General features: G+C 51.5%; 22 protein-coding genes and 2 tRNA genes. 11 read left to right on the forward strand and 13 right to left on the reverse strand.

Annotated features, from left to right (window positions below):
- Positions 1 to 276: 276 nt before the first annotated feature.
- Positions 277 to 2,931: an aminopeptidase N gene (gene pepN / locus Kalk_RS03260; protein ID WP_101892839.1), complete on the reverse strand. Its 2,655-nt coding sequence runs from the start codon at positions 2,929 to 2,931 to the stop codon at positions 277 to 279.
- Positions 2,932 to 3,061: 130 nt separating this feature from the next.
- Here pepN and Kalk_RS03265 point away from each other — a divergent pair, with 130 nt between their 5' ends.
- Positions 3,062 to 3,514 carry a DUF6231 family protein gene (locus Kalk_RS03265; RefSeq protein WP_101892840.1) on the forward strand — a complete coding sequence of 151 codons (453 nt, stop codon included), beginning with the start codon at positions 3,062 to 3,064 and terminating at the stop codon, positions 3,512 to 3,514.
- Between the two features lie 9 nt (positions 3,515 to 3,523).
- Here the strand turns inward: Kalk_RS03265 and Kalk_RS03270 are convergent, their stop codons facing one another.
- From Kalk_RS03270 to Kalk_RS03295, 6 genes are all read right to left on the reverse strand, one after another.
- Positions 3,524 to 3,787, reverse strand: coding sequence for a YeaC family protein (locus Kalk_RS03270; protein WP_101892841.1), 264 nt, complete (start codon positions 3,785 to 3,787; stop codon positions 3,524 to 3,526).
- Positions 3,788 to 3,846: 59 nt separating this feature from the next.
- A complete protein-coding gene (locus Kalk_RS03275) occupies positions 3,847 to 5,553 on the reverse strand; it encodes an EAL domain-containing protein (RefSeq protein ID WP_101892842.1) in 1,707 nt (568 codons plus the stop codon).
- A 75-nt stretch (positions 5,554 to 5,628) separates the two neighbouring features.
- On the reverse strand, positions 5,629 to 6,591 hold the full coding sequence (locus Kalk_RS03280) for a metallophosphoesterase (RefSeq protein ID WP_233716801.1): 963 nt from the start codon (positions 6,589 to 6,591) through the stop codon (positions 5,629 to 5,631).
- Complete coding sequence (locus tag Kalk_RS03285) at positions 6,588 to 7,475, reverse strand: NAD(+) kinase (RefSeq protein ID WP_101896199.1); 888 nt, start codon at positions 7,473 to 7,475, stop codon at positions 6,588 to 6,590. Before Kalk_RS03285 ends, Kalk_RS03280 begins: the two co-directional genes overlap by 4 nt.
- A gap of 4 nt (positions 7,476 to 7,479) precedes the next feature.
- Positions 7,480 to 8,478: a 1-aminocyclopropane-1-carboxylate deaminase/D-cysteine desulfhydrase gene (locus Kalk_RS03290; RefSeq protein ID WP_101892843.1), complete on the reverse strand. Its 999-nt coding sequence runs from the start codon at positions 8,476 to 8,478 to the stop codon at positions 7,480 to 7,482.
- A gap of 64 nt (positions 8,479 to 8,542) precedes the next feature.
- Positions 8,543 to 9,991 carry a hypothetical protein gene (locus Kalk_RS03295; protein ID WP_101892844.1) on the reverse strand — a complete coding sequence of 483 codons (1,449 nt, stop codon included), beginning with the start codon at positions 9,989 to 9,991 and terminating at the stop codon, positions 8,543 to 8,545.
- A 266-nt stretch (positions 9,992 to 10,257) separates the two neighbouring features.
- Between Kalk_RS03295 and Kalk_RS03300 the strand changes: the two genes are divergently transcribed.
- A complete protein-coding gene (locus Kalk_RS03300) occupies positions 10,258 to 11,277 on the forward strand; it encodes an AraC family transcriptional regulator (protein ID WP_101892845.1) in 1,020 nt (339 codons plus the stop codon).
- A 15-nt stretch (positions 11,278 to 11,292) separates the two neighbouring features.
- Here the strand turns inward: Kalk_RS03300 and Kalk_RS21595 are convergent, their stop codons facing one another.
- The 6 genes from Kalk_RS21595 to Kalk_RS03325 form a co-directional block, all read right to left on the reverse strand.
- Complete coding sequence (locus Kalk_RS21595) at positions 11,293 to 11,415, reverse strand: hypothetical protein (protein ID WP_267892415.1); 123 nt, start codon at positions 11,413 to 11,415, stop codon at positions 11,293 to 11,295.
- Between the two features lie 216 nt (positions 11,416 to 11,631).
- Positions 11,632 to 11,708, reverse strand: a tRNA-Asp gene (locus Kalk_RS03305).
- Positions 11,709 to 11,714: 6 nt separating this feature from the next.
- Positions 11,715 to 11,790, reverse strand: a tRNA-Val gene (locus Kalk_RS03310).
- Positions 11,791 to 11,927: 137 nt separating this feature from the next.
- Positions 11,928 to 12,122 carry a hypothetical protein gene (locus Kalk_RS03315; RefSeq protein ID WP_101892846.1) on the reverse strand — a complete coding sequence of 65 codons (195 nt, stop codon included), beginning with the start codon at positions 12,120 to 12,122 and terminating at the stop codon, positions 11,928 to 11,930.
- 83 nt (positions 12,123 to 12,205) lie between these two features.
- Positions 12,206 to 12,892, reverse strand: coding sequence for a TetR/AcrR family transcriptional regulator (locus tag Kalk_RS03320; protein WP_101892847.1), 687 nt, complete (start codon positions 12,890 to 12,892; stop codon positions 12,206 to 12,208).
- 315 nt (positions 12,893 to 13,207) lie between these two features.
- Complete coding sequence (locus Kalk_RS03325; protein ID WP_101896200.1) at positions 13,208 to 13,777, reverse strand: TetR/AcrR family transcriptional regulator; 570 nt, start codon at positions 13,775 to 13,777, stop codon at positions 13,208 to 13,210.
- A gap of 219 nt (positions 13,778 to 13,996) precedes the next feature.
- Here Kalk_RS03325 and Kalk_RS03330 point away from each other — a divergent pair, with 219 nt between their 5' ends.
- From Kalk_RS03330 to Kalk_RS03370, 9 genes are all read left to right on the forward strand, one after another.
- Positions 13,997 to 15,796: an acyclic terpene utilization AtuA family protein gene (locus tag Kalk_RS03330; RefSeq protein ID WP_101892848.1), complete on the forward strand. Its 1,800-nt coding sequence runs from the start codon at positions 13,997 to 13,999 to the stop codon at positions 15,794 to 15,796.
- Positions 15,797 to 15,801: 5 nt separating this feature from the next.
- Positions 15,802 to 16,680, forward strand: coding sequence for an SDR family oxidoreductase (locus Kalk_RS03335; protein ID WP_101892849.1), 879 nt, complete (start codon positions 15,802 to 15,804; stop codon positions 16,678 to 16,680).
- 2 nt (positions 16,681 to 16,682) lie between these two features.
- Complete coding sequence (locus tag Kalk_RS03340) at positions 16,683 to 18,299, forward strand: acyl-CoA carboxylase subunit beta (protein WP_101892850.1); 1,617 nt, start codon at positions 16,683 to 16,685, stop codon at positions 18,297 to 18,299.
- A 53-nt stretch (positions 18,300 to 18,352) separates the two neighbouring features.
- On the forward strand, positions 18,353 to 19,513 hold the full coding sequence (locus Kalk_RS03345; RefSeq protein ID WP_101892851.1) for an acyl-CoA dehydrogenase family protein: 1,161 nt from the start codon (positions 18,353 to 18,355) through the stop codon (positions 19,511 to 19,513).
- Positions 19,514 to 19,530: 17 nt separating this feature from the next.
- Positions 19,531 to 20,331, forward strand: coding sequence for an enoyl-CoA hydratase/isomerase family protein (locus Kalk_RS03350; protein WP_101892852.1), 801 nt, complete (start codon positions 19,531 to 19,533; stop codon positions 20,329 to 20,331).
- Positions 20,332 to 20,351: 20 nt separating this feature from the next.
- Positions 20,352 to 22,298 carry an acetyl/propionyl/methylcrotonyl-CoA carboxylase subunit alpha gene (locus Kalk_RS03355; protein ID WP_101892853.1) on the forward strand — a complete coding sequence of 649 codons (1,947 nt, stop codon included), beginning with the start codon at positions 20,352 to 20,354 and terminating at the stop codon, positions 22,296 to 22,298.
- A 296-nt stretch (positions 22,299 to 22,594) separates the two neighbouring features.
- The gene (locus Kalk_RS03360; RefSeq protein WP_101892854.1) at positions 22,595 to 24,433 is read left to right on the forward strand and encodes a long-chain-acyl-CoA synthetase; all 1,839 of its coding nucleotides are present in this window, start codon (positions 22,595 to 22,597) and stop codon (positions 24,431 to 24,433) included.
- A 100-nt stretch (positions 24,434 to 24,533) separates the two neighbouring features.
- The gene (locus tag Kalk_RS03365) at positions 24,534 to 24,935 is read left to right on the forward strand and encodes an antitoxin Xre-like helix-turn-helix domain-containing protein (protein WP_101892855.1); all 402 of its coding nucleotides are present in this window, start codon (positions 24,534 to 24,536) and stop codon (positions 24,933 to 24,935) included.
- Between the two features lie 120 nt (positions 24,936 to 25,055).
- Positions 25,056 to 26,033, forward strand: a complete 978-nt coding sequence (locus Kalk_RS03370; protein ID WP_101896201.1) for an NAD(P)H-dependent flavin oxidoreductase — start codon at positions 25,056 to 25,058, stop codon at positions 26,031 to 26,033.
- Positions 26,034 to 26,057: the final 24 nt, after the last annotated feature.

Raw genomic sequence — 26,057 nt, forward strand, 5'->3', positions numbered from 1 at the left:
TCTAGCCGAGAGTCGGCCCAATTAAATTCGCACTGTGATAAAAAATTCGCCCATATAGCAAAGAGTCATTCAGTACTCCAGGCGATAATAATCATATTTTTAATAAGTTAAGCTGAAATAATGGAAATTGTCCTTATTTCGACGCATTTTTGACAAAGCGGCCCTGTTTGAGGCCGCCATAAAATAACCAATCGAGCACTTCATAACAAATACTTATTCTTGATAAGAACAAGCAGTCTTATGTTTATTACCAAAACACTTAAACACTCCGTATATCTACTGATTAAGTGCTTTGCTGACTATTTCATATACATCTGGCGACAATTTTTCTGCTTTTATTCGCGTCAATTGAGCTTTGATCAGATCCGCTCTTACCCGATCATAATTCGCCCAGCGGGTGAGGATTGTCGACATTCTGGACGCTACCTGAGGGTTAATGTTATTCAGTGCGATGATCTGATCAGCCAAAAATGCGTAACCGGCACCGTCTAAGCGATGAAAGTTAACCGGGTTGTTGTTGCAGAACGCTCCGATCAATGCGCGAATTTTATTGGGACTGGTCATCTCAAAGGCTTCGTGCTGCATCAACGCTTGCACATTATCCAATGCATCAGGCTGCGGAGAACTTGCCTGAACCATAAACCATTGATCCACCACCAGCGCCTCGCTCGACCACTGCTGATAAAAATCGGCAATAACCTGTGTTTTTTCACTGCGCTCAGAGTGAGCCAATGCACGAAATGCTGCCAGTTGATCCGTCATATTGCCGGCTTCACGATACTGGCTAAGGCAAAGCTCAGTTGCCTCATCATCAGCCAGAGTCATGACATAGGCCAGGCACACATTACGCAGGCTGCGTTTGGCAACAGCATCAACGTTATAGTGATATTCTGGGTCCATATGGCAGCGGTTAATCACCTGCTGCAACTCCTGCCGAAGCCCGCAGGCCAGCTCACGCTTTAGCCCCTCTCTGGCATGATGGATCGCATCCACCTGCACAGGCTTTGGCAACAACTCTGCCAAGAACTGCTCTGTAGGCAATTCCAACATCTTCGCCACCATGGCCTGATCGAGGGATTCGTCGGCCAACAACGCGCGGAAAGATTCAAGCAGTAAGCTATCCACATACAGAGGCTTCTGCTCCTGATAGGCGCTCATCAAATCCAGCAAGACTTCAACAGTCAACCGCTGTGACGCGTTCCAGCGATTGAAACCATCGCTATCATGGGACATAAGAAACGCAAGCTCTGCTCTCTCCTGCTCATAGAACAGTTTTACCGGAGCAGAAAACCCGCGCAGAACAGATGCCACCGGTTGCTCCTTGATGCCATTAAAACGAAACGTCTGCTTGGCCTGTTTCAATTCCAAAACCGGATTGAGCGGGTCCAACACTGTGCCGTCGCTTAATTGCAGCGCCAGATCTTTGCCATCTGCACCCAGCAACCCTATTGCTACGGGGATGTGCAGAGGGAGTTTCTCAGGTTGCCCCGGCGTTGGCAGCGTGGTTTGTTCGAAGGTTATCGAGAACTGATTTTGATCACTGACGTATTCGCTGGTCACCTTGAGATGAGGGGTTCCCGCTTGAGAATACCAACGACGAAACAGGGTCAAATCCACGCCATTGGCATCCTCCATCGCTTGGACAAAGTCATCACAGGTCACGGCTTGGCCATCATGGCGTTCGAAATACAGATCAGATCCTTTGCGAAAACCATCTTTGCCCATGAGCCGATGAATCATGCGCACAACTTCAGCACCTTTCTCATAAACGGTAGTGGTGTAGAAATTATTGATCTCGATATAACTGTCCGGGCGCACAGGGTGGGACATAGGGCCGGAGTCTTCGGCGAACTGCACGGTCTTCAGCATGTTGACATCATCGATCCGGTTAACCGTTTCTGACCCCATATCAGCCGAGAACTGTTGATCACGAAATACCGTGAAACCCTCTTTAAGACTGAGTTGAAACCAATCGCGACAGGTAACCCGGTTGCCAGACCAATTGTGGAAATACTCGTGGGCGATCACACTTTCCACCCGCTGAAAACCCATATCCGTAGTGGTTTTAGCATTGGCAAGCACGCATGATGTGTTGAAGATATTGAGGCCTTTGTTTTCCATCGCCCCCATATTGAAGTGAGATACGGCAACGATCATGTATATATCCAGATCGTACTCACGACCATAGACTTCCTCATCCCAGGCCATGGAGCGCTTGAGAGAATCCATGGCATGCTCGCATTTGTCGAGATCGTGAGGCTCCACATACAGCTGCAACAATACATCTCGCCCACTACTGGTGGTGAAGTGATCTTCCACGACGGACAAATCCCCTGCGACAAGAGCAAACAGATAGCAGGGCTTTTTGAACGGATCCTCCCAGATAACGTAATGACGTCCATCGTCGAGGTCGCCCCGCTCCACAGGGTTACCGTTGGACAGCAGCACTGGGTAGGCTTGCTTGGGAGCCTCTACCCGCGTGGTAAAACGCGACATAACATCAGGCCGATCCAGATAATAGGTTATCTTGCGAAAGCCTTCTGCTTCACATTGAGTACAATACATGCCCTTGGAAACGTACAACCCTTCCAGAGAAGTGTTCTGTTTAGGATGAATACGGGTCATGATCAGCAACGTGAACTGATCGGGTACATCTTTGATGGTGAGTACTTCACCATCTATGCGGAAATGATCCAGCGCCAAGGTTGCTCCATCCTGCTCAATGCCCAGCAACTCAAGCTCTACACCTACCAGCTCCAGTGGCTGCCCACTGGCAGTGGGCACATCAGGGTTAGCGCGTACCGCCAAATGTGAAATCACATCGGTGTAATGCTCATATATACGCACATCCAAATGTACTGTATCGATCAGATAGTTGGGGGCTTGGTATTCTGACAGTCGGATGGTTTTTGGCGTGTTGTTTTCTTTCATGCTGACTGACCCTGAACTGAGAAGCAACGCAGGAGCAAACTCCGTATTGCTTGTGAAATGAAGTTTTGTTCTGCAGTATGTATGAGCAAGATGAATTTCACAACTTAACGACGATTTAACGAGGAAAGCTATGGCGTTGCCGGCCCCTTTGACCGCTCTGATTCAGTCAGAGCAACTTAGCAATGTACTCTGTGTGGACGTCGCGCCGGGAACAACCGAAGGCAAGCCATCATGCTCACTCCATCATGTCACCGCAGATCAACTGATGGAGCCCACGTTTCAGGATCGATTTGATCTGGTATGGCTGTCTGAGGCAACGCTTAAACAGGGTCAGCAATGTCAGAATGGACTGATTGCGAAGTGCCGCGATCAACTTGCCGCAAGAGTATTACTGGAGTTGGGAAACGAAGATAGAAGTGGCTTGAGCGATACAGAATGCCTGGCTCTGGGTTTTGTGCGTTGCGCGACCACTGACCGACACAACTACTACCTGTTTAACCTGAGGACCTATAAGCCTGTGCCGGACTGGCTCAATCCACGATTCTGGGCCAATCCGCAAAACTGGGACAAGTTCCGCTGGTGAAAGACTGCTCTACTGCAGGAATTTAACCGGCTGGTGCTCGTGGGTGTTATCGTCACACATTTCACCCTCGTCCTTGCTGCCACGATCAATAAAACCGACACGCTGATCCTCACTTAAATTCTTTTCACCGTAAGCAATGATGGCCTGCATCACGTGCTCCTTCTGCTCCTGAGTAAGGCGGTTACCATCGGCCCACTTACCCAGCTCAAGCGCACGCACCAAGGCATCATATGTTTCGGGGGTGATCGAGTTAATCAGTGTTTCAAAGTCCATAACTGCAACGAATCAGGTAGCTAAACGGAGCGCCATTATATCACAGCAAACAGGAATATTTAGCTCTGCAGCGCTACTTCCACAGGCACTGTAGCACCAACTGCAACCCCTTGATATTCAACAGGCAAATTGTGGCCTAACACGTCCAGCTGAGCCTCGGTTTCGATAGTCTTTACAATAACCCTGACGCCAAGACCTGCGGCAAACCGGGCGATGCCATCAATAAATGCCGTCTCTCGCTGCTCCCAGGCCAGGCGTTCTGTAAAGGCGGCAGACAGCTTGATCGTATCAACCGGTAGCCGCTGCAGATACATCAGGGAGTAACGACTCAAACCATAGTCATCAATACAGATTCTGACGCCCTTGTCTTTCATGCGTTTGATGAGCACTAACGCTTGATCAAAATCGTGGGTAATGGTGGCTTCTCTGATTTCAAACTCCAAACAGCGCAGCAACTTACTGTCTTCGTCCGACAACTCACACAATGCTGTCATCAATGCCGGTGAGAAGAATTGGCCAGAACTGAGGTTAATGGATACCACCAGCTCTTTACCGTGCTTCTCCTGCAGGGTTCGCAGAGCGCGAAAAGCATTGGCCAACATTAAATCAGTCATGATATCCAGCAACCCGGCTTTTTCGCACATCGACACGAATTCGGCCGGAGCCACCATGCCAATTTCCGGATCCATCCAACGGGCCAGCGCTTCATACCCGGTAACGGTTTTGCGATCTGACGAAAACACCGGCTGAACGAACACATCCAGCGCATTGGTTTCGAATGCTTCGCTAAGGCGTGACACCACATCCAGAGAGGACTTTAACTCACCCTCTTCGGTCATCACAGAATCGAACTCAGCCGACACCTGAAGATCTACTTTCTGCAGCAACTCGGTGGTGATGAGGTTAGTCTTTGCCATCAGGTTATAGCAATATTCCAACGAACTGAGAATGGCATTGACCTGCACAGCCATGTCCGCAATTTCATCTTTACCTTTGTAGGCCAATCGTTGTTTGAAATTACCGGACTTCATGATCTGGCGTGATTGCACCAGCATTTCATTCAGCCGCTTCCAAATGGGACGATAATAAAGCGTCCACACCAACACACCGGATACAGCCGCGCTGATCAAGGTAGACAACCACCATAAATAAGCCCCCCCTCCCGCAGAGTGCAGCGGACTGACAGCAACGTAGACTGGCTTACCTATCATAGAAGGTAACATTATGATGGCAGAACCATCATTGCCGATGGTATCGCTGATGTTTCCTGCACTCAGGTTCAGTTGATAATCCAGGGTTTCAGATATTCCCAACAACCAGTCGCCGACAAAGCTTGCTGAAATCGATCGCACGTCTCCCTGCTCTTCAACAACCATCAGCATTACTTTATCGCGCCAATAGGTGACGCCTTCGTTTGTCTGTCGTGGCACTTTAAGAAAGTTGATCAGATTCGCTAACAGGCTTTCGCTTGTTTCGTTATCGCTCAGGGAGGTTTGGTACTCAAGCACATCCTGCCGATCAAAAACCAAGCGAACATCGACACCTGTAGGCAACTCTTCCAGTTTCAGCTGAGGGTTACGAGCCAACCAACTAAGCTGCCCCTGAAGACCTGTCACGATCACATCGAAATTACGCTTGATCAGCTCCGCTTCCTGATTCGATGGTGTGTGTGTCACCAAGCGATGCACCCAAGCGCTGATAAACACGCTGGCCAGCGTCATCAGCACCCACAAAATCAAAGCAGACGTCTTCCCCTTCAGCTGCATATCAGGCTTTGCCTTTTTATGTTGGAACTTAATTGCCAGTAAGTGTAGGAGAAAAAACGGGGTTCGTCCCCAGGCTCAATCACTCTGCACCCAAACGAATTGCTCATTGCTCAAAGTGTGTTCACGCCCCATTCGGTACGCGACCAGCAGGCCGCCTTTAACGGCACTGTAATCCAGGCAGGCGATGTTATCGCGAATAATACGGGGCTTTCCCTGGCACCAGTAATGCCCCACAAAGAGCGCCTTCTGATCACTACCATACCTCAGAAGACGCTTTTGTTCATCAGCCGATAGTGGTTGATGCACCAGCTCATCAGGCAACCCGTCGGGCTGAAACACTACATCGCCGTATGTCTGCGGAGATCGACTCCAGAACTTGGTGCGAAAACGGGTTCGCCTCACGCCATCGGCGCCCAGCAAGCTGCGCCCTGCTGGCAACTCCATCTCGGTTCCCTTGAGTAAGCGCTCCACCACTCGATTCGGCTCGGTGGCCGGCAATAAGCTCTGCGCCAAAAAATCATCGTCTTTAAGTACACAACCTTGATGGCAATCTGCTGCCTGGGCAATTCGCCGCGCATCCCAACAGGCATGCACCACACGAAAATGAGTAAACTCAAGAAAGATAGGCAGCTGTCGCAACCACACAATCAGATCCTGCCACTCATGCAGGTGAAAACGGTAGTCATCCAATGTGGTTTTAAGATGGCTGCCCAAGCGACGATAATAGCGTTGTAACGGGGGCGGTACTGCGTGATGACAGTGGCTGGAGTAGGCGACAGCATTGAACTCATGATTACCCAGCACCATGTAGGCACTGCCACTATCCACCATCCGACGCACCATGTTCATGGCGTGGCGGATCTGAGGGCCCCGATCGATGATGTCTCCGACAAAAACAGCCTTGCGGGCAGGATGGTGCCACACGCCATTCTGCTCGCGATATTCAAGCTTTCGCAACAGGCGAACCAAAGCGTCGGCACAGCCATGCACATCACCAATGATGTCGTAGCCGTCAAGGGCAGAATCATCTGCGATCAAAGAACTTCACTCCAACCCAACTTAGAACGACAGGCTTCGTAAAAACTGTGCGTTTTGGGGTGCAACAATTTCAGCGGATGGGAGCGTTTGCGGATATAAAGCCAATCACCGGGCTCCACCACCTGGCCACCCTGGCCATCGCAATTGAGCAGCGGCTTAAAATCGTTGGATTGAGAGACCAGGATCTTAATTTCGCTGTTGCCATCAATCACAATGGGGCGGCTACTGAGCGTATGGGGAAACATCGGCACCAACACAATCGCATCCAGCCGCGGATGCATGATGGGGCCACCACCTGACAAAGCGTAGGCTGTAGAGCCGGTGGGTGTGGACATAATCAAGCCATCTGAGCGCTGACGATAAACAAAGTCACCATCGATATACAGCTCAAACTCCAGCATCTTAACCGAATTCCCCGAGTGGAAGACCACATCATTCAGGGCTGCGCTCTCCCCCATCATTTTACCGTTGCGCCTGATCTGGGCCTCCAGCAAAAAACGATGCTCTATGCTGTATTCACCCCGTAAAACTTCATCCATTCGATGTTCAATTTCACCGGGATGAATGTCAGTAAGGAACCCAAGCCGCCCTCTGTTCACGCCCAGCAGGGGCACTTTATAGCGCGCCAGATCCCTGGCGGCACCCAGCAAACAGCCATCGCCACCCACCACAATCACCAGATCGCAGGTTTCCCCCAGCAGCTTTCGATTGGCTCTCTGATGACCATCTGCGGCGATATTGACGGAAGTTGCTTCGTCTAGAATGACCCGTATGTTTCTATTATCCAAGTAAGCAATCAGCGCCAGCAGGGTTTCTTCCACCTGCTGATTAACTCCGGGCCGCCCGATCAGGCCTATGTTACGAAAGGAATCTTTTGTCTGCATGCCATTACTCATCTGGAATGTCCGGATTGGGTTCTAAAGGCGGTTTGAATCCGCGAAGTCCCTGCAGGCCACCGCTGTGTATAAATAACACGCGACTTCCGCTGGGAATAATCTGCTGTTGTATAAAATCAATTAACGCCAGCATGGCCTTGCCGGTATAGACCGGTTCCAGTGCCACACCGGTATTGTCTCTAAATTCAGTTATAAAACTCAACAGGCTTTCATCCACCGCAGCAAATCCACCGCGATGGTGTTGTGTGCTGAGCAGCCAAGAGGCCTCAGGCACGTTCAGCTGGGTCATTTTCTCGGCAATAGCCCGCTGCATCCAAGCGCCTTTCAGCGCGGAAACCCCCAGCAATTTTACCTGGGAAGGCAGCCCTAACCGCAATCCTGCATAGGTACAACCGGTTCCCACCGCAACAGCCCCATGAGTGTAACGGGAAACATCACACCGCAGACAATGAACCATCGATGCTGCACCCAGCACCCCCAATGGATTATCGCCCCCTTCAGGGATGAGGTAGCGGCCAACCGAGGCCATGGCGAAAGGATCATCACGCAGCTGCCGAAATCGCTGACGGGATACAAATTCAAATGTCATACCCTGTCGCGCAGCCTCCAGCAGCATGGGGTTTGTGGCGACATCATGCTCTTCGCCTCTTACCACCCCGACAGCGGAAATCTTGAGCGCAGCAGCCAGACAAGCCAACGCGTGAAGATGGTTGGACCAGACACCGCCAAAGGAGAGCAGCTCATGACAGCCCTGCCGCTGCGCTTCCAACAGGTTGTATTTCAGCTTGTACCATTTGTTGCCAGAGATCACCGGGTGCAGCTGATCAGCCCGAACCAAGTCCACTTGCACGCCATACGCATCAAATAATTTGTAAGGCAGAGGCTCAACGACAAGCTCGTGCCGCAAACCCAAGGCACTCAGTACCGGGAGCTGATCCAATTCAGATTCGTAAGCGGCTATTGTTTCAGTGAGAGGGGCATGGGGCAACATCTGGCGGGGAATACTCCATAACAGGAGTTCGTCAGTCTATCAAAGTGCCGAGGCTATCGACAGATCAAACCCGCAGATTCACCACATTGTCTCCGAGGGTTCTCGGCTTATGCTTATCACATCGATCGGACTGCCCCACCAGGAACTGGCTGGGCACATCCACACGGGAGATACGGCAGGAGCATGTCTTGTCATTGGTAAGAGGTGCCTGACACTCGGGCTTTTGATAATGGTTAAGCCACTTCCGATAATGCTCCTCCGAGACAAGGCACTTATCCGCAGCATACGCTATGGGGTTTTCCATATAAGACGGCATGTCGGACAGCAAAATGGATACGTGGCCAGCCCCAGGATGGAAAGCAATGAAGCTCACGCCCAACGCTTCCAGTCGCTCCAGAAACTTGTCGCCCCCTTCATGCACCAATCTGATTTTGTCTTTACGCAACTGGGTCAGCTCTTCGCGCAGTTGCTTTGCGACGTCATGCCGATACATCAATTCCATATTACGAAGCTCAATATCCTCTTTGAGTTTGGCCGTTTCCTCCTGAATACGCTGCTGCAATACCTCCTCATACTGTTTACGCAGCGCGGCCACTTCTGCCTTTTCACTTTGTTGAGCGTTTTTCAGTTCAAGGTCGCGGGAGCGCTTCATGGATTCCATCTGCTTACGCTGCGCTTCATTCTGCTCGCGCAAAGCGATATTCTGGGCATGCAACGACTCGTGCTCACTGCGCAAACGATGCACTTCCTGACGGGCCAACTCCAATTCCTTCTCCAGGCTTTGGCGAGTTTTCTGCAACTCCTGCTGCGCCTCGTTTTTCTGGGTCTGGATATGCAGGCGCTGCTGTTTTATAAGCGCAGCAATTTTATTACGATGCTCTGATTCAAGGGCTGCCAACTGACTCTCGGTCAAGCCGGGGTCGTCGCTGTCCCATCCTGCGTTGATCAGAGCTTCATCATTACGACGCCAATCCTGCTGTGGAGGCGCTGCGCGCTGCTGCTGGTTCGGCATCCCCCAATTGGGCGGCACAGACTGAGACTGGGGTTGAATAAGCGGTGGGTCGGGCTCACCGCTGGACGGCAGGCACATACGATTTTCGGCAATGGCATCACGCAGACGGACAAAGGTGTTGGACTTAGGGGACATATCTGGATCCCACAGCGATGATGAATGCCAGGACACCGAGCACTGGGATTTGCAAGCCAGCTTAATTGCACCCGCACCCAAATCAGGGCCACTGCCACCGGTGTCAGCCAAATGACGCAACGGCAGATTCCAGCTGCGGTCGGCGTAGCCCTGGCGATCGAACCCAATTCTGAACAACACCGCAGCCGTGACTTTGAGGCGGCCGTTAACCACCACAAATGCGGCCTTTAGGGTATCACCGGCAAAGTCATCCATACCCACCACCCCGTCCAGGATGGCTTCAAATTCGGAATAGGTCATCTCTTTGGAGACCACCCCATCCTCAAAAAATACTATCGCCTCGCTCGAATATGCCGCGTCACGCATGGGATCGTTCCAATACACCTGCCATTCAATCTATCATTACCGGGATAACGGGTCGGCAACCGTGCGACCCAATCAATATCAGTGTAGCTCTGTTTCTGGCCCACATCCCATTCTAGTGCAGCAGTCTGGCCCGTGTAGTGACTGCTCAGACAAGCGAAGTGTGACAGCCCGCCCAAAAAACGATCAAACATCCAGCGAGCAATGCGCCGCTATAAGCATATATAATGAGGAAACAAGAGCAGTTTAATGATGTTGCGAAGGCATAAATGAAAATCGGGGACACCACAGCACTGTATGTGAACCAGTTATTAAAGCTGGCAGCGGGGATGGGCGCAGACTGCGATCAGCTGCTGGCGGACGCGGATCTTAATCCCAATGAACTGGCCGATGACGATAACCGTATCGACCTGACCTACCTGATGCGTCTGGGCCGCGGTGCCATTCGCCAGACAGGCCGCCCTGATATCGGGCTCCAACTGGGTGCCCACAGCCACATCAGCAGCCTTGGCTACGTAGGGCTGGCTGCCATGACCGCCAAAACCCTCGGGGATGCGCTGAATATACTGGTGCGATATGAACATCTCAACAGCCAGTGCTATCGCGGCACCAGCCAATTGGTTGCTGAAGGCGGACAAATGGCCCTCACCTTTTACTCCATCGCGCCTTATAACGCCTACACCTGTTTTGTAGTGGATGGTGTGCTTGGCGCCTGGGCAAAGCTGACTTATCTGTTAACTGGCGTGACAGACTTGGTCCGCAGAGTCGATATTGAGTTTGACGCACCCAGCTATGGGGACGACTATCAGACGGCCTTCGGTTGCGAGATTCGCTTTGGTGCCCCCCGCAACGCCATCATCATGAATGCGGCGGACATGGCTATCCCACTCCCAGACTCCAGCCCGCAGCTGCACGACAAACTGATTCAGATTTGTGACGAGCTGTTGAACCAGATCGCTCTGGCGGACAGCTATCGCAACAAAGTGCTGAAAGTCTTGGGCACCATGCTGCACGGCCAAACTCCCTCCATCGACGAGGTTGCACTAAAACTGGGCATGCCCAGCTGGACCTTGCGCCGAAAGCTGAAAGAAGAAGACTCGGCCTATCAATCCCTGGTGGATGAAATGCGCCGGGACGTGGCTATGAGCTACATGAAAAACACGGATTTAAGCTTTGGGGAAATATCGTATCTGCTAGGGTTTTCGACCCCAGGGGCGTTTCAGAGAGCGTTTAAGCGCTGGTCGGGGCAAACCCCGGGAGAGTTTCGTAAGCTACTGAGCAAGAAATAAAAAGACGCCTAGAGACTACATCTCAAAGGCGTCATCCACTTCATCATCAAATTCGAAGTCTTCTGTATCCAGCAACTCGTCCTGATAATGTTCCATAGTACTTCCTCCATTTATTGGTACGCAGTTTTGACTGCACATTCCATTCAAAGTTCGGGCCAACCTATAAAAGGCTGAACTTGAATGCTAGAACCAAGTAAACAGGAAGTCAGTGACAGTTGTGTGAAACAGAAGAGGTAATAATGCGCTTAACGAAAAAAGATTTGAAACGAAGATGAGGGCTAACAGATATTCGGAGCGTCAATCTTGTCTAGAAAAGCGGCTTGCTCTCGGAAACAAGCCGCTTCTTTAGAAAGTTGGCGGAGCGGACGGGACTCGAACCCGCGACCCCCGGCGTGACAGGCCGGTATTCTAACCAACTGAACTACCGCTCCGAATTTTGGTGGGTGGTACAGGGATCGAACCTGTGACCCTCGCCTTGTAAGGGCGATGCTCTCCCAGCTGAGCTAACCACCCGAGAAGTGGCGCCATTTTACGAAATTCCGGGGTGCTGTCAAACGTTAATTCAAAAAAAGTTGAAACATTCCCGTCATGTTAGTGTTCACTTCGTCTTTGGCGCACAAATTGTGTGCAATAGCGCTAACCCATTCATTTTATTTATTTTTTGCCTCCTGCTCACGAATGAATTGTTCAGCCTCCGCGAAGGAAAAGTTACCTGACACTTGCTCACCATTGGGCTTTACCACCAGATAATGGCGTACATCCAACTGCAAAGATGAAGGGTTAATGTCGCCCTCTTCCAGAATGACATAGCCCTTTTTGCCACAGGGATAACCATTACCAATCATCGTTCTTCCTCGTTTTAGCGTTTAGCAGGCAATAAAAAAGCCGCCATAGGCAGCTTTTTATCAGAGAATCTGCTGAATTGTAATCAGGCAATCTCGGTTTCCGACAGGTTAGCAACAGGCTCGCGCAATATGGCGTTCACCGCAACTTCAACCACAGCATCAGAATGGGCTAACACTTGATCGGGTCCATTGGCATCAATTCCGTATAGCGCCTTAACCATTGGCGCCATGGAGAAGAAATGACTGGCAGATGCAGTAATCAGCATAATCAACTGAGGGAATGGAATATCCTTCATCCAGCCTTGCTCAATGCCCTTCTCATACAGAGCATGAAATTGGTTTAAGGTAGGCTTAAGCCACTCTTCGACCATCCATTGCAGTCTGGGTGAATCCTGTACACCCTCACGCATAATAAACTGACCGTACTGAGGGTAACGCGCCACAAAGGATACATAACAACGAATCATCTCTATCAAATAGCGACGATCATCCTTTTGCTGGAGTGTTTTAACTTCGGCATTAAACTCATCAGAAAGACGCGAAAACAGGCGTGTAATAGTCGCTTTCCAAAGAGCTTCTTTATTTTTGAAGTGATAGTGAATCAAAGGCTGCGTGATTCCTGCCACTTTAGCGATCTGAGTGGTCGAAACCCCCTCGAACCCCCGAACGGCAAACAGTGATTCAGCTGCTGACAGTATACGTTCCCGTGCATCGGGCCCCCGCTCAACCGAAAAACCGTTGTCGCCGGGTGTTATTTCCGGTGTGTTCATAACCAACCACCTATTATTTTTTTTGTTTTGTAGAATAAATCAGAGTTTTCCTGCCCCGTTTGCGCCACATACACCATGCCGCGTACGAAAACCCTTCAGCAATTGAGCTCGAATAATTATTGCTCACTTCGAATACTATCAGCATTCAGAAAAATGACTCGAGCGTAAATTTGTAAATTTATTAAACCTATTGTGACGTAACGAAACAGGTGCCACATAATCCACAAGAAAATGAAAAATAATTGGAAAATCAGGCCATTTGGCGGGAGTTAGACACCACTATTGGTGACTTATCAGTAGCTAAACGGGCGTTATTTAACCGCCGTTGAGAGCCATATGGAGCGCTTGCTCTGCCAGTTCATCAACGCCCATTGGCCCACCGGGCTTATACCAGTAATGAGACCAACTGATCGCACCGGCAAGAAAACGACGCAGCACAAACAGGTCGCGCTCAGGGGCGATCAGCCCGGCATCGCGAGCTTCCACCAGCGTATCTATCCACATGCGCTCATAGTGAGAGCGCAGCTCCAGGATATACGCCTGACTGTCAGGCTTCAGGCAACGCCATTCAAAAATCAGCACGGCCATTGCCTCACCCGTATCGCCATTGATAGAGGTCAGCTCCGAGCGAATCAGTGCCAATAACTTTTCCCGAGGATTCTCAGATTGTTGCAAGCCCTCGCGCATGCGCTCGGTATTGAAGTGAATAACCTCCTCCATGACACAACGAAGGATTTCCTCTTTGGTTTTAAAGTGGTGAAAAATGCTACCAGACTGAATACCCACCTCTTGAGCCAGATCCCTCACTGTAGTGCGTTCAAACCCCTTATTTCGAAATAAGTGGGCGGCGGCCGCCAACAAGCGTCCTCTGGGGGTATCGTCCATGCCGTTGGGCAATTTCGCGGATATATTCACTATTCATCAAAACCTGTTAATTCAAGCAGTTGCCTACTTTACTGATTGCAGGGGTAGCTTGCACCCCAGTGACCGTTATATTTATGGAATTAGAGAAACAATAAGGGAAAATCGACACTTTACAAACCAAGCGCTTGCTTGGTAGTGTAGGACATCTACAATAAAAGTCTATACAGGAAACCGGACCCCATGACGGACAAGATCATCAAAATCGGTTGCGCCGCAGCGTTCTGGGGCGACACTGAAAGCGCTGCTGCTCAGCTGATACGTAAGGCCGATCTGGATTACCTGGTATTCGACTATCTTGCTGAAGTCACCATGTCCATCATGGCAGGCATGCGCATGAAGGATAGCAAGGCAGGTTTCGCCACGGACTTCGTCAGCAGCATTATGGCTCCCCTGCTACCGGAAATTTCCGCCAAAGGCACAAAAATCATCACCAACGCTGGCGGGGTTAACCCTCACAGTTGCGCGGAAGCTATACGTGAATTGATTGCCCAAGCAGGGCTGACACTGAAAGTTGCCGTGGTCAGTGGCGATGATCTGATGCCCATCGCCCAGGATCTGCAACGACAGGGTATAACCGAGATGTTTAGCGGCTCCCCCATGCCGCCTTTTATGGTGAGCATGAACGCGTATCTTGGCGCTCCCGGCATTGTAGCCGCCCTGGAGTGCGGAGCTGACATCATCATCACCGGCCGCGTCGTAGACAGCGCTTTGGTACTTGCACCATTGATGCATGAATTTGAATGGTCATGGTCGGACTACGACAAACTGGCACAAGGTAGCCTGGCAGGGCACATTGTTGAATGTGGGGCTCAGTGTACAGGTGGAAATTTTACCGATTGGGAAAGCGTACCCGATTATCACAACATGGGTTTCCCGGTGATCGAATGCCACGCCGACGGCAGCTTTGATGTAACCAAACCGGCAGACACCGGCGGACTGGTCAGTGAAGCCACTGTAGCCGAACAGTTGGTGTATGAAATAGGCAATCCTAACGCCTATTATCTGCCAGATGTTATCTGTGATTTCACGGACGTAACCTTGCAACAAACAGGTAACAACCGAGTCCACGTCAGCGGTGCCAAAGGTTTTGCGCCAACGGGCCAATACAAAGTCTCTGCCACCTATCCCGATGGTTTCCGGGTTACCGCATCGTTCCTGCTGGCAGGAATCGACGCAAACCAAAAAGCACAAAAAGTCAGTACCGCTATTCTGCGCAAAGTCAGTTCCATGCTGGCAGAAAAAGGCATGGATGATTTTTCGCAAACCCATGTGGAATTACTGGGCACAGAAGCCACCTACGGGGCGAATACCCGCATTCAATCAGCGCGTGAAGTTATCGTTAAAATTGCTGCCAGCCATCAGGATAAAAAAGCACTGGTGCTGTTTTCGCGCGAAATTGCGCAGGCAGCTACCGGGATGGCTCCGGGCATTACCGGTATCGTAGGCGGCCGGCCTAAGGTGTCTCCCATTATCCGGCTGTTCTCTTGCCTGGTTCCAAAGTCCGGTGTAACGGTCAGCATGACCTGCGCAGACAACACCCAGACAGTTGAGACAGATACCGTTGATCACCCGTTCAAAGAACCTGTTCCGGCTATCGAATCGATATCACCTGAACTCAGTGATTGTACCGTGCCTCTGGTGAAACTGGCCTGGGCCCGCAGCGGAGACAAAGGCAATCATGCCAACATTGGGGTAATTGCCCGCAGCAAAGAGTATCTGCCCTACATCAAAGCAGCACTTACCTGCGAATCGGTAGCTCAGTTCATGGCACACACTTTCGATGGCAACCCGGTAGTAAAAGGTTGGGAGCTTCCAGGAATCAACGCACTGAATTTTCTGCTGGAGAATAGCCTGGGTGGCGGTGGCATTTGTAGCCTGCGCATTGACCCCCAAGGCAAAGCCTACGCCCAGCAGCTACTGGATTACCCTATCCCCGTAAATCAGGCCATCTATCAATCCCTTCAATCTCATCAGGAATAACATTCATGGGTTACCGCTCTGTATTTCGACCAGACACATTTCAGGATAAAACCATCATTGTTACTGGAGGAGGCAGTGGCATTGGCCGCTGTACCGCCCATGAAATCGCTTCACTGGGTGCTCACGTAGTATTAATCGGACGCAAAGCTGAAAAACTGGAACGAGTTCAAGCAGAAATCATCGAGGATGGCGGCAGCTGTGATTACCACAGCTGCGATATTCGTGATGAAGATGCGGTTAGAGCGGTTGTAAAAATCATCGTGGATATTCATGGCGACATCCACGGCTTGGTGAATAACGCAGGCGGCCAGTTCCCTGCGCCATTATTAGCTATCAGCAAAAAAGGCTGGGATGCGGTGATCGCCACCAATCTTACCGGTGGTTTTTTGATGGCACGGGAAGTATTTAATCAGTCCATGTCCAATCATGGTGGTTCCATCGTTAATATCGTGGCCGATATGTGGAACGGAATGCCTGGCATGGGTCACTCTGGCGCAGCCCGTGCCGGCATGGTCAACTTCACTCAAACCGCGTCCTATGAATGGGGCGGCGCGGGAGTTCGCGTGAATGCAGTTGCGCCCGGATGGATTACCTCCAGTGGCATGGACACCTATCCAGACAGTTTTAAAAGCGTCATTAAAACGCTACGGGCAGCGGTACCCTTGGGACGAATGGGCAATGAAGCTGAGGTCAGTTCTGCCATCTGTTACTTACTAAGCGACGCCGCCAACTTCATCAGCGGCACAACGATTCGCATCGATGGTGCTGCCTCACAAGGCAACGTAGCCATTATGCCTTTACAAGCACACAACAAGAGCAAGCCATTCGATGGCTTTCATAGAGAAGTGGTACCCGACCTTTTTAAAACTGAAACAGGCGAATAACCATGCCGATTCTGGAAAGTGGCCTTAACGTAACCAGTGAAGAGTTTAAAGCCAACCGTGAGCATATGCAGGCGTTGCTACTGGCATTCCGAGACATCGAAGCCAAAGTAAAGGCTACTGAAGAAAAAGCCCGAACCAAGTTCGAAAAACTTGAAAAACTGCTCCCCCGTGAGCGCATCGAACATCTTCTGGATGCCGGTTCACCGTTTTTGGAATTAATGTCACTGGCCGGTTATCAAATGCACGATGACAAGGATGGCAGCGCTGCCGGTGGCGGCATCATCGCCGGGATAGGCTATGTCGCCGGGGCTCGCTGCCTAGTGGTGGCGAACAACAGCGCAATCAAAGGCGGCACCATTTCTCCCGCCGGTTTAAAGAAATCACTGCGTCTGCATGAAATTGCTGCGCAGAACAAGCTGCCTGTTATCACCCTATCAGAAAGCGGCGGAGCCAATCTAACCTATGCAGCCGAAATCTTTGTAGAAGGCGCCCGCAGCTTTGCTAACCAAGCACGACTTTCCGCAGCCGGCATTCCACAAATCACCGTGGTGCATGGCAATGCAACGGCAGGAGGAGCCTACCAACCAGGGCTATCCGATTATCTTATTGCAGTGCGCAATCGCACCAAGATGTTTTTGGCAGGCCCTCCGTTGCTGAAAGCCGCAACCGGTGAGATCGCTGACGACGAATCCCTGGGTGGAGCCGAGCTGCATGCAACCATCGCCGGCACTGCTGAATACATGGCAGAAAATGATGCCGATGGTATTCGTTTAGCGCGGGAGGTCATGAGGAAAATCCCCTGGCAGGATCAACTGCCGGTATTTCCTCAAAAGACCTTCAAACCGCCCCGCTACGATGCTGAGGAATTGCTGGGTGTCGTGCCCAGTGATGCCCGTCGCCCTTACGACTGTCGCGAAATCATTCTGCGCATCGCTGATGATTCCGACTTTCTCGACTTCAAGAATGACTATGACAATCAAACCCTATGTGGCTGGATCGAACTCCACGGCCACACCCTTGGCGTCATAGGCAACAATGGCCCCATCACCACAGCAGGTGCCACCAAAGCGGCACAGTTCATTCAGCTATGTGATCAAAAACAAGTGCCTTTATTGTTCTTGCACAACACCACCGGCTTTATGGTGGGCACCGAATCAGAGCGCAACGGCATTATCAAGCACGGCTCTAAAATGATTCAGGCAGTGGCCAACGCCCGCGTACCCAAGTTTTCGGTTGTAGTCGGCGGTTCCTATGGTGCGGGCAACTATGCCATGTGCGGTCGCGGTCTGGATCCTCACTTTATTTTCGCCTGGCCCAACAATAAAACCGCCGTAATGGGTGGAGCCCAGGCAGGGAAAGTGCTGCGTATTGTGGCAGAACAAAAGCAGCGCTCCATGGGCATGGAACCGGACGAGAAAGTGTTGGATATGTTGGAACAGACCACTGCCATCAATTTGGAAAAGCAATCCACAGCGCTTTACGGCACTGCCCACTTGTGGGATGACGGCATTATTGATCCCCGCGACACCCGTGCTGTGCTGGCCTTTGTACTGGACACCCAGAAAGAGGCCAAGGCCCGACAACTGCAAGACAACAGTTTTGGCATCGCACGATTTTAATTATGCAGACACAACATTGTCAGAATTGAATACCCTGAACTGAGGATCGAAACATGCTATTCACCGAAGAACACGAAGCCCTGCGTCGCACCGTACGCAATGTAGTGGAAAACGAGATCAATCCAAACGTGGAGCTATGGGAAGAGCAGCCCCCATTCCCGGCCCATGAACTGTTTAAAAAATTGGGTGATCTGGGGCTGTTGGGTATTAGTAAACCAGAACAATACGGAGGCATGGGGCTGGATTACTCATACAACCTTGCTGCAGCCGAAGAATTTGGGCGCGCTCGGTGTGGCGGCGTACCGCTGGCGATCGGTGTGCAAACCGACATGGCGACGCCTGCATTGGCGCGTTTTGGCACCGAGGATCTCTGTAAAGAATATCTCGTGCCAGCCATCAAAGGGGACATGGTAGCGTCAATAGCAGTAAGTGAGCCCGGCGCTGGCTCCGACGTGGCCAACACCAAAACCCGAGCCACCAAAGCGGGTAATGATTACGTCATCAATGGCACAAAAATGTGGATCACTACGTCCACCCAGGCAGATTGGTATTGCCTGTTGGCCAACACCAGTGATGATGCAAAACACAAGAACAAGTCGCTGATAGTGGTACCTCGTGATGCTGCAGGAATTTCGCTGTCCAAGCCACTGAACAAACTGGGCATGCGCTCCTCCGACACAGCGCAGGTGTTTTTCGATAACGTAAAAGTACCACAACGCAATTTGATTGGTGCCGAAGGCCAGGGTTTCATGATCCAGATGATGCAGTTCCAGGAGGAACGCATGTGGGGTGCAGCCAACGCCATAGGCGGGCTTGATTCCGTCATCAAAGCCACCATCGAGTACACCAAAGAACGGGATGCCTTTGGCAAGAAGCTTATCGATAACCAAGTGATTCATTTCCGCCTCGCAGAGCTGCAAACAGAAGTGGAAGCACTGCGAGCTCTGGTATACAACACCTGCGAACAATATATCAACGGTGGCAACCCCCAACACATGTTACAGCTTGCCTCTATGTGCAAACTGAAAGCAGGTCGCTTGGCTCGCGAAGTCACCGATGGATGCCTGCAATACTGGGGGGGCATGGGCTACATGTGGGATAACCTGGTATCACGCTCATATCGGGATAGTCGTCTGGCTGCCATCGGTGGCGGTGCCGACGAAATCATGCTGGGCATTATCTGCAAAACCATGGACATCCTCCCCTCCAAATAAGCGAACAGGCAGGCACCATGCGCTACGAAACACTGGCAGTACAACAGCGTGACATCACGCTCTTTATCACCCTGAACCGACCTCAAGCCCGCAACGCCATGAGTCTGAAAATGGTAGAGGAATTGAATCAGGCGTTTCAGTTCGCCAACCAGAACCCAGACATACGGGCCATCGTGTTACGTGGAGCCGAAGGCCACTTCTGTGCAGGCGGTGACATTAAAGACATGGCTGGTGCTCGGGCGCAATCATCCAACACCGGTGATGAAGATCCTTTCTTTGCCCTGAACCGTGCCTTCGGCCATATGATCACCCAAGCCAATCATGCCTCCCAAGTGGTGATTACTGTTTTGGAAGGCGCGGTACTGGGCGGCGGCTTTGGATTGGCCTGCGTGTCTGACGTTGCGATCACCGCAGCCGGTGCGCAATTTGGGTTGCCAGAAACCGGGCTGGGGGTTGTACCGGCGCAGATTGCCCCCTTTGTTGTAACGCGGGTAGGCCTGACGCAAGCTCGACGCCTTGCGCTATTGGGGGAACGCTTTGATGGCCACGAAGCCGTACGACTTGGCATCGCCCACTATCTATGTGAATCACCAGAGGCCATTGAAGCAACCCTGGATGATGTGTTGAACAAGGTAAAACGCGCCGCACCCGACGCTAACCGGGTTACTAAGGCACTGCTGCACCAAGTGGGCACCATTGAGATGGAACAGCTTCTGGATCAAGCCGCCCATCATTTTGCGGCGGCAGTACAAAGCGAAGAAGGGGCTGAAGGCACTATGGCCTTCGTACAGAAGCGCCTGCCGCACTGGGCCCAATAAACAATGTCGGAATCCACAACATGACCGAATTCAGCAAAATCCTTATCGCTAACCGTGGCGAAATCGCCGTACGGGTAATCCGCACAGCCAAAAAACTAGGTTACTTCACCGTTGCCGTATACAGCGACGCCGACGCCGACGCACTGCATGTGCAACTGGCAGACGAAGCCGTTCGTATCGGCCCTTCCAATGTCGGCGAATCTTACCTGCACATTGATAACATCATCGCAGCTGCCAAAGTCAGCGGTGCAGACGCCGTTCATCCCGGCTATGGTTTTCTGTCGGAGAACAGCGACTTCGCAGCCGCGTGCGCGCACAACAACCTGTGTTTTATCGGCCCCCCTGCGGCTGCTATCGAATTGATGGGTTCTAAACGCTTGTCCAAGCTCGCAGTTGAGAAAGCGGGTGTACCCACAGTGCCTGGATACGATGGCGCAGACCAAAGCATAGATAACCTCATCCAACAAGCAGAGCGAATCGGTACACCTCTGATGATCAAGGCATCAGCGGGCGGTGGAGGCCGAGGCATGCGGCTGGTCAATGATTTGGCTAGTTTGAAGCAGGAGCTGAGTTCCGCGCGTTCCGAAGCTGAAAATGCGTTTGGCAGCGGAGAATTGATTCTGGAAAAGGCCATCCAGAACCCGCGCCACATCGAAATCCAAATCTTTGCCGACCAGCAAGGAAACGCCGTGTATTTAGGGGAACGAGACTGCTCGGTGCAACGTCGCCATCAGAAAGTAGTCGAGGAAGCACCCTCCCCCTTTGTCAGCCCAGAGTTACGGGCCTCCATGGGTGCTTGCGCGGTGAAAGTTGCCAAACTCTGTGATTACGTGGGTGCAGGTACGGTCGAATTTCTGGTGGATGAGGATGGCAAATTCTACTTTCTGGAAATGAACACCCGCTTGCAAGTTGAACACCCGGTTACTGAGTTGATCACCGGCACTGACCTGGTGGAATGGCAACTACGCGTTGCAGGGGGCGAGGCACTGCCTCTGGCTCAGGAACACATCCGGTTGCAGGGTCATGCTATTGAAGTGCGCCTCTACGCGGAAGATGCCTATCAACATTATCTGCCGCAAACCGGCCCGGTTTACCTGTGGCACACAGAGGAACAGGCTGGCGTTCGCATCGACAGCGGCATCCGCAGCGGATCCCACATCAGCTCACACTACGATCCCATGCTCGCTAAGATCATCGCCTATGGCCCCGATCGCACCACCGCCATCCGCAAACTGGATCGGGCCTTGGCCAACACCGTTGTGCTGGGCACTCAGACCAACAGGCGCTTTCTACGCCAACTGATTCAACACCCTCAGTTCAAGGCCGGGCAAGCCACTACCGCCTTTATTAATGAACACGCAGATGATTGGCAGGCTGCATCAACACAACAGGAGCAAGATGCCGCCGCCGTGGCCGCCGCTCTGCTTCACACCACTCATCAGTCATCGTCGTTGGGGGCAGGCTCAAGTTTCCGTCTCACCGGGGCGAATCAAACCTATTCATGCCGGGTACGCGGCCATCAATGGCTGGATATCACGATACTGGGTGCATGCTATCGACTCAAAGTGGATATCAATGGCCACCAGGCGACCATTTGGCAGCAAACCACCCACCAACCCACCCTGGAACGTCGCTACCATTTCCACATTCAGGGTTCCGAGCTGTATTTGGACAACTCCGAGCAGGCATACCGGTTCGAAGACCAAACCCACGCCCCCTCTGCCAAAGCATCCAGCCAAGGCTCAGGCAAAATCGTTGCACCCATGGATGGAAACCTGATGGCCATTCTGGTTGAACCAGGAGCCAGCGTTAAAGAAGGGGATGTGGTGGCGGTAGTAGAAGCCATGAAAATGGAGCATCAACTGCGCGCCAGTATTGACGGCACCGTTTCCAGTGTTGAAGCCAGCGTGGGTGACCAACTTAAGGCTCGCCAACTTATCTTATTGATAAATAGAGAAAATTCGTAATATTTAAGAACTTGACTTTAAGCGACAACGCACTGTGATTATGCGCCACCACCAAGTCCACTTTTAGACCTCAAAGGCTTGAACCAAGCGCCCCATGAGGTTATCGTACGCCAACGCTAAAGAAGTGTGGATACCAAGTCGAAAAACCATCGATTTCAGCTTAGGGTGGCATTATTTCACCTACACCTGTTGGGATATTCGATGTTGCGATCTACAGCTGCACTCAGGTAACAAGCCTGTGTTAGCGCAACAAAAACATTATAAACCTACTTTATGGATTGCCGACTGGGGGTAACATGACTAGCAGTACTACTGGTGTGATTACCTGGGGCATGATGCTAAAAAAGGCTCCGTTCATAATGCGGAACCTGCCTCGGATAATCAAAGGATTAAAAATCGGTAACATCAATGATCCCACACAGCCATGTGGTCTAGGATGGACATTTGAACTGGCTGCAAAGCGCAACCCTCGTGGCACCGCTATCTTGTACGAGAACACGCGGTTCAACTACGACGAATTCAACCAGTGGGGCAACCGCATTGCCCACTACCTGCAAAGCCAAGGCATCAAGAAAGGTGACGTTGTCGGTGTCTTTATCGAAAACCGCCCTGAACTGCTGGCTACCGTGTTGGGTGTCTCCAAAATTGGTGCGGTTTGCGCCATGCTCAACACATCGCAAACACAGAAAGTACTGATACACAGCTTCAACCTGGTGAATCCAAAAGCCGCCATCGTCGGCGGTGAACTGACGGATGCCTTTGACGAAGTTCGTGGCGATCTAAATGTAGATGACGACAAAGTCTTCTTCCTGGCCGATCAAGACACCACCAAAGATCCCGGTGTGGCACCTAAAGGTTATCGCAACCTCGCAACTGAGTCTGCCAGCAGCCCGACTCATAACCCGGATTCCACCAACCGCATTTATTGCAACGATCCCTGCTTCTATATATACACCTCCGGCACCACCGGTCTGCCCAAGGCAGGTATCTTTAAGCATGGTCGCTGGATGAAATCCTATGGCGGCTTCGGCATCATGGCCATGCGGTTGGGCCCGAAAGATGTGATGTACTCCACCCTGCCACTCTACCATGCAACCGGTTTGTGCGTATGCTGGGGCTCCGCCATCGCAGGCTCCTCAGGCTTCGCTATTCGTCGCAAATTCAGTGCCTCCAACTTCTGGCGTGATGCGCGCAAATACAATGCTACCGCTATTGGCTACGTTGGTGAGCTGTGCCGCTATTTGCTGGATCAGCCGGTAATGTCCGATGATGCCAACAACCCGGTACGCAAAATGGTCGGTAACGGCTTGCGCCCCAACGTATGGATGCCCTTCAAGAAACGCTTTGGCGTTGAAGAGATTGTCGAACTGTACGCTGCATCAGACGGCAACATCGGTTTCACCAATATCTTTAACTTTGATAACACCGTTGGCTTCTCTCCCATGAGCTGGGCGCTGGTGGAATACGACAAAGAAAAAGAAGAACCGATTCGTGGCGCTGACGGCTTCATGAAGAAAGTTCAAAAAGGTGGGCAAGGCCTGTTGATTGCTGAAATCAACGACAAAGCGCCCCTGGATGGCTATACCGATCCCGAAAAAACCAAAAAGGTTGTGCTTACCGATGTGTTCACCAAGGGTGATCGCTGGTTTAACACCGGCGACATGCTGCGTGACATCGGCTTTGGCCACACCCAGTTTGTGGATCGTTTGGGCGATACATTCCGCTGGAAAGGTGAGAACGTATCCACTACGGAAGTTGAAAACATCGTATCCAGCCACCCTCAAATTTCCGAGGCAGTTGTGTACGGCGTAGAAATTCCCAACACCAACGGTCGCGCTGGCATGGCATCCATTACCCCCGCTGTTCCTCTTGAAGAGATCAACTTCAAGGAACTGTGCTCGTTCCTGCGCAATAACATGCCTGCTTACTCAGTGCCGCTGTTCCTGCGCATTAAACAGCAGATGGAAACCACCGGCACGTTCAAGTATCAGAAGTCTAACCTGAAAGAACAGGCTTTTGATCCAGCCAAAACCAACGGCGAACTGGTTTATGCACTGTTGCCGGGATCAGATGAATACGTTGAAGTGACTGACGAGGTTCTGGCAGGCATCAATAACAACGAATATCGCTATTGATTTATTGCCATCCAGACAAAAAGGCCAGCTTTAAAGCTGGCCTTTTTTATGAGGTTTGCTATAAAAAGTAAGGACTGAAACAAACCTGTTGGCGGACACAATGTATAATCAGGACGTGACTGCGCGCCGGGGCATTGCCCAATTGGCGTTAAAAGGATTTTTCAATATGGCCTCCCGCTGGCAGCTAACCCGTCCAGAGGCGATGACGCTGCTGGGCCTGACCGCCACCTCAACCTATGCCAACTGGAAAAACGGCAAAACGGGCACTATCCCCCGCGACACCTTGGAACGCATTTCCTATTTATTGAATATCGACGACAGCCTACGCGCCTATTTACCCACCGACACCGCCATTATCCAGCGTTTACGCCACCCCCAAACCCCTCATGAGAAATCAACATCCTTTATCGAGCGCATGCTACAGGGCAACGTGATCGACATCTATCTGGTGCAGCAAGAGCTGCTCCAACACGGTGAACAGGCCAGAAAACAGGCGGGTTGATTGTCTTCAGTAAACAAAATCATCACCCTGCCTAACTAGCAGGCTTTCCGCCATTGCAACAAAATCCGTTATTTGATGTAGTCCGCTCTCGAGACAAATCAATTGGAGTAACTCATCATGATAAAAACCGCCTTAACCGAGATGCTCGGCATTGAACACCCCATCGTCCAAGGGGGAATGATGCATGTGGGCCGCGCTGAACTCGCGGCTGCTGTGTCCAACGCTGGCGGCTTAGGCATTTTGACTGCCCTGACCCAGCCTACACCGGAAGATCTGACCAAAGAGATCGCCCGGTGCCGCGAAATGACGGACAAACCATTCGGTGTCAACATCACCTTGCTGCCCACCATCAAGCCGGTTCCTTACGATGAGTACGCCAAAGCGGTAATCGAAAGCGGTGTCAAAGTGGTAGAAACCGCAGGCCGCAGCCCAGAGCCCTTTATGCCAGCCTTTAAAGCTGCGGGCATAAAAGTAATCCACAAATGCACATCCGTGCGTCATGCACTAAAAGCTGAAAAAATCGGCTGTGACATGGTGTCCATTGACGGTTTCGAATGCGCTGGCCACCCAGGTGAAGATGACATTCCAGGGCTGGTACTGATTCCCTGCGCTGCCAACATGTTGAAGATCCCAATGATCGCCTCCGGTGGTTTTGGGGATGGCCGAGGTCTGGCCGCCGCACTGGCATTGGGCGCCGAAGGTATCAACATGGGTACCCGTTTCGTTGCCACCAAAGAAGCACCTGTTCACGACAACGTAAAACAGCGCATGGTTGAAGCATCCGAGCTTGATACGGCCCTGATCTTCCGTACTCTGAACAACACGGCGCGCGTATTCAAAAACAGCATCGCAACCCAAGTTGTAGAGATCGAAGCACAACCAGGCGACACCAATTTCGATGACTTGGCACCTTTGGTTGCTGGCGTAAAAGGTCGTGAGGTGTTAGATAAAGGCGATCTGGAATACGGCATCTGGACAGCAGGCATGGTAGTAGGCCTAATCAAAGACATTCCAAGCTGTGAAGACCTGATCAAAACCATCGTCGCAGACGCGCAGGAAATCATTGCCGCCCGCCTGGGTAGAATGGTGCAGAACTAAGCGACTCGCTGCGGTGAAAACAAC

The organism is Ketobacter alkanivorans (genome assembly GCF_002863865.1).
Lineage (GTDB): Bacteria > Pseudomonadota > Gammaproteobacteria > Pseudomonadales > Ketobacteraceae > Ketobacter > Ketobacter alkanivorans.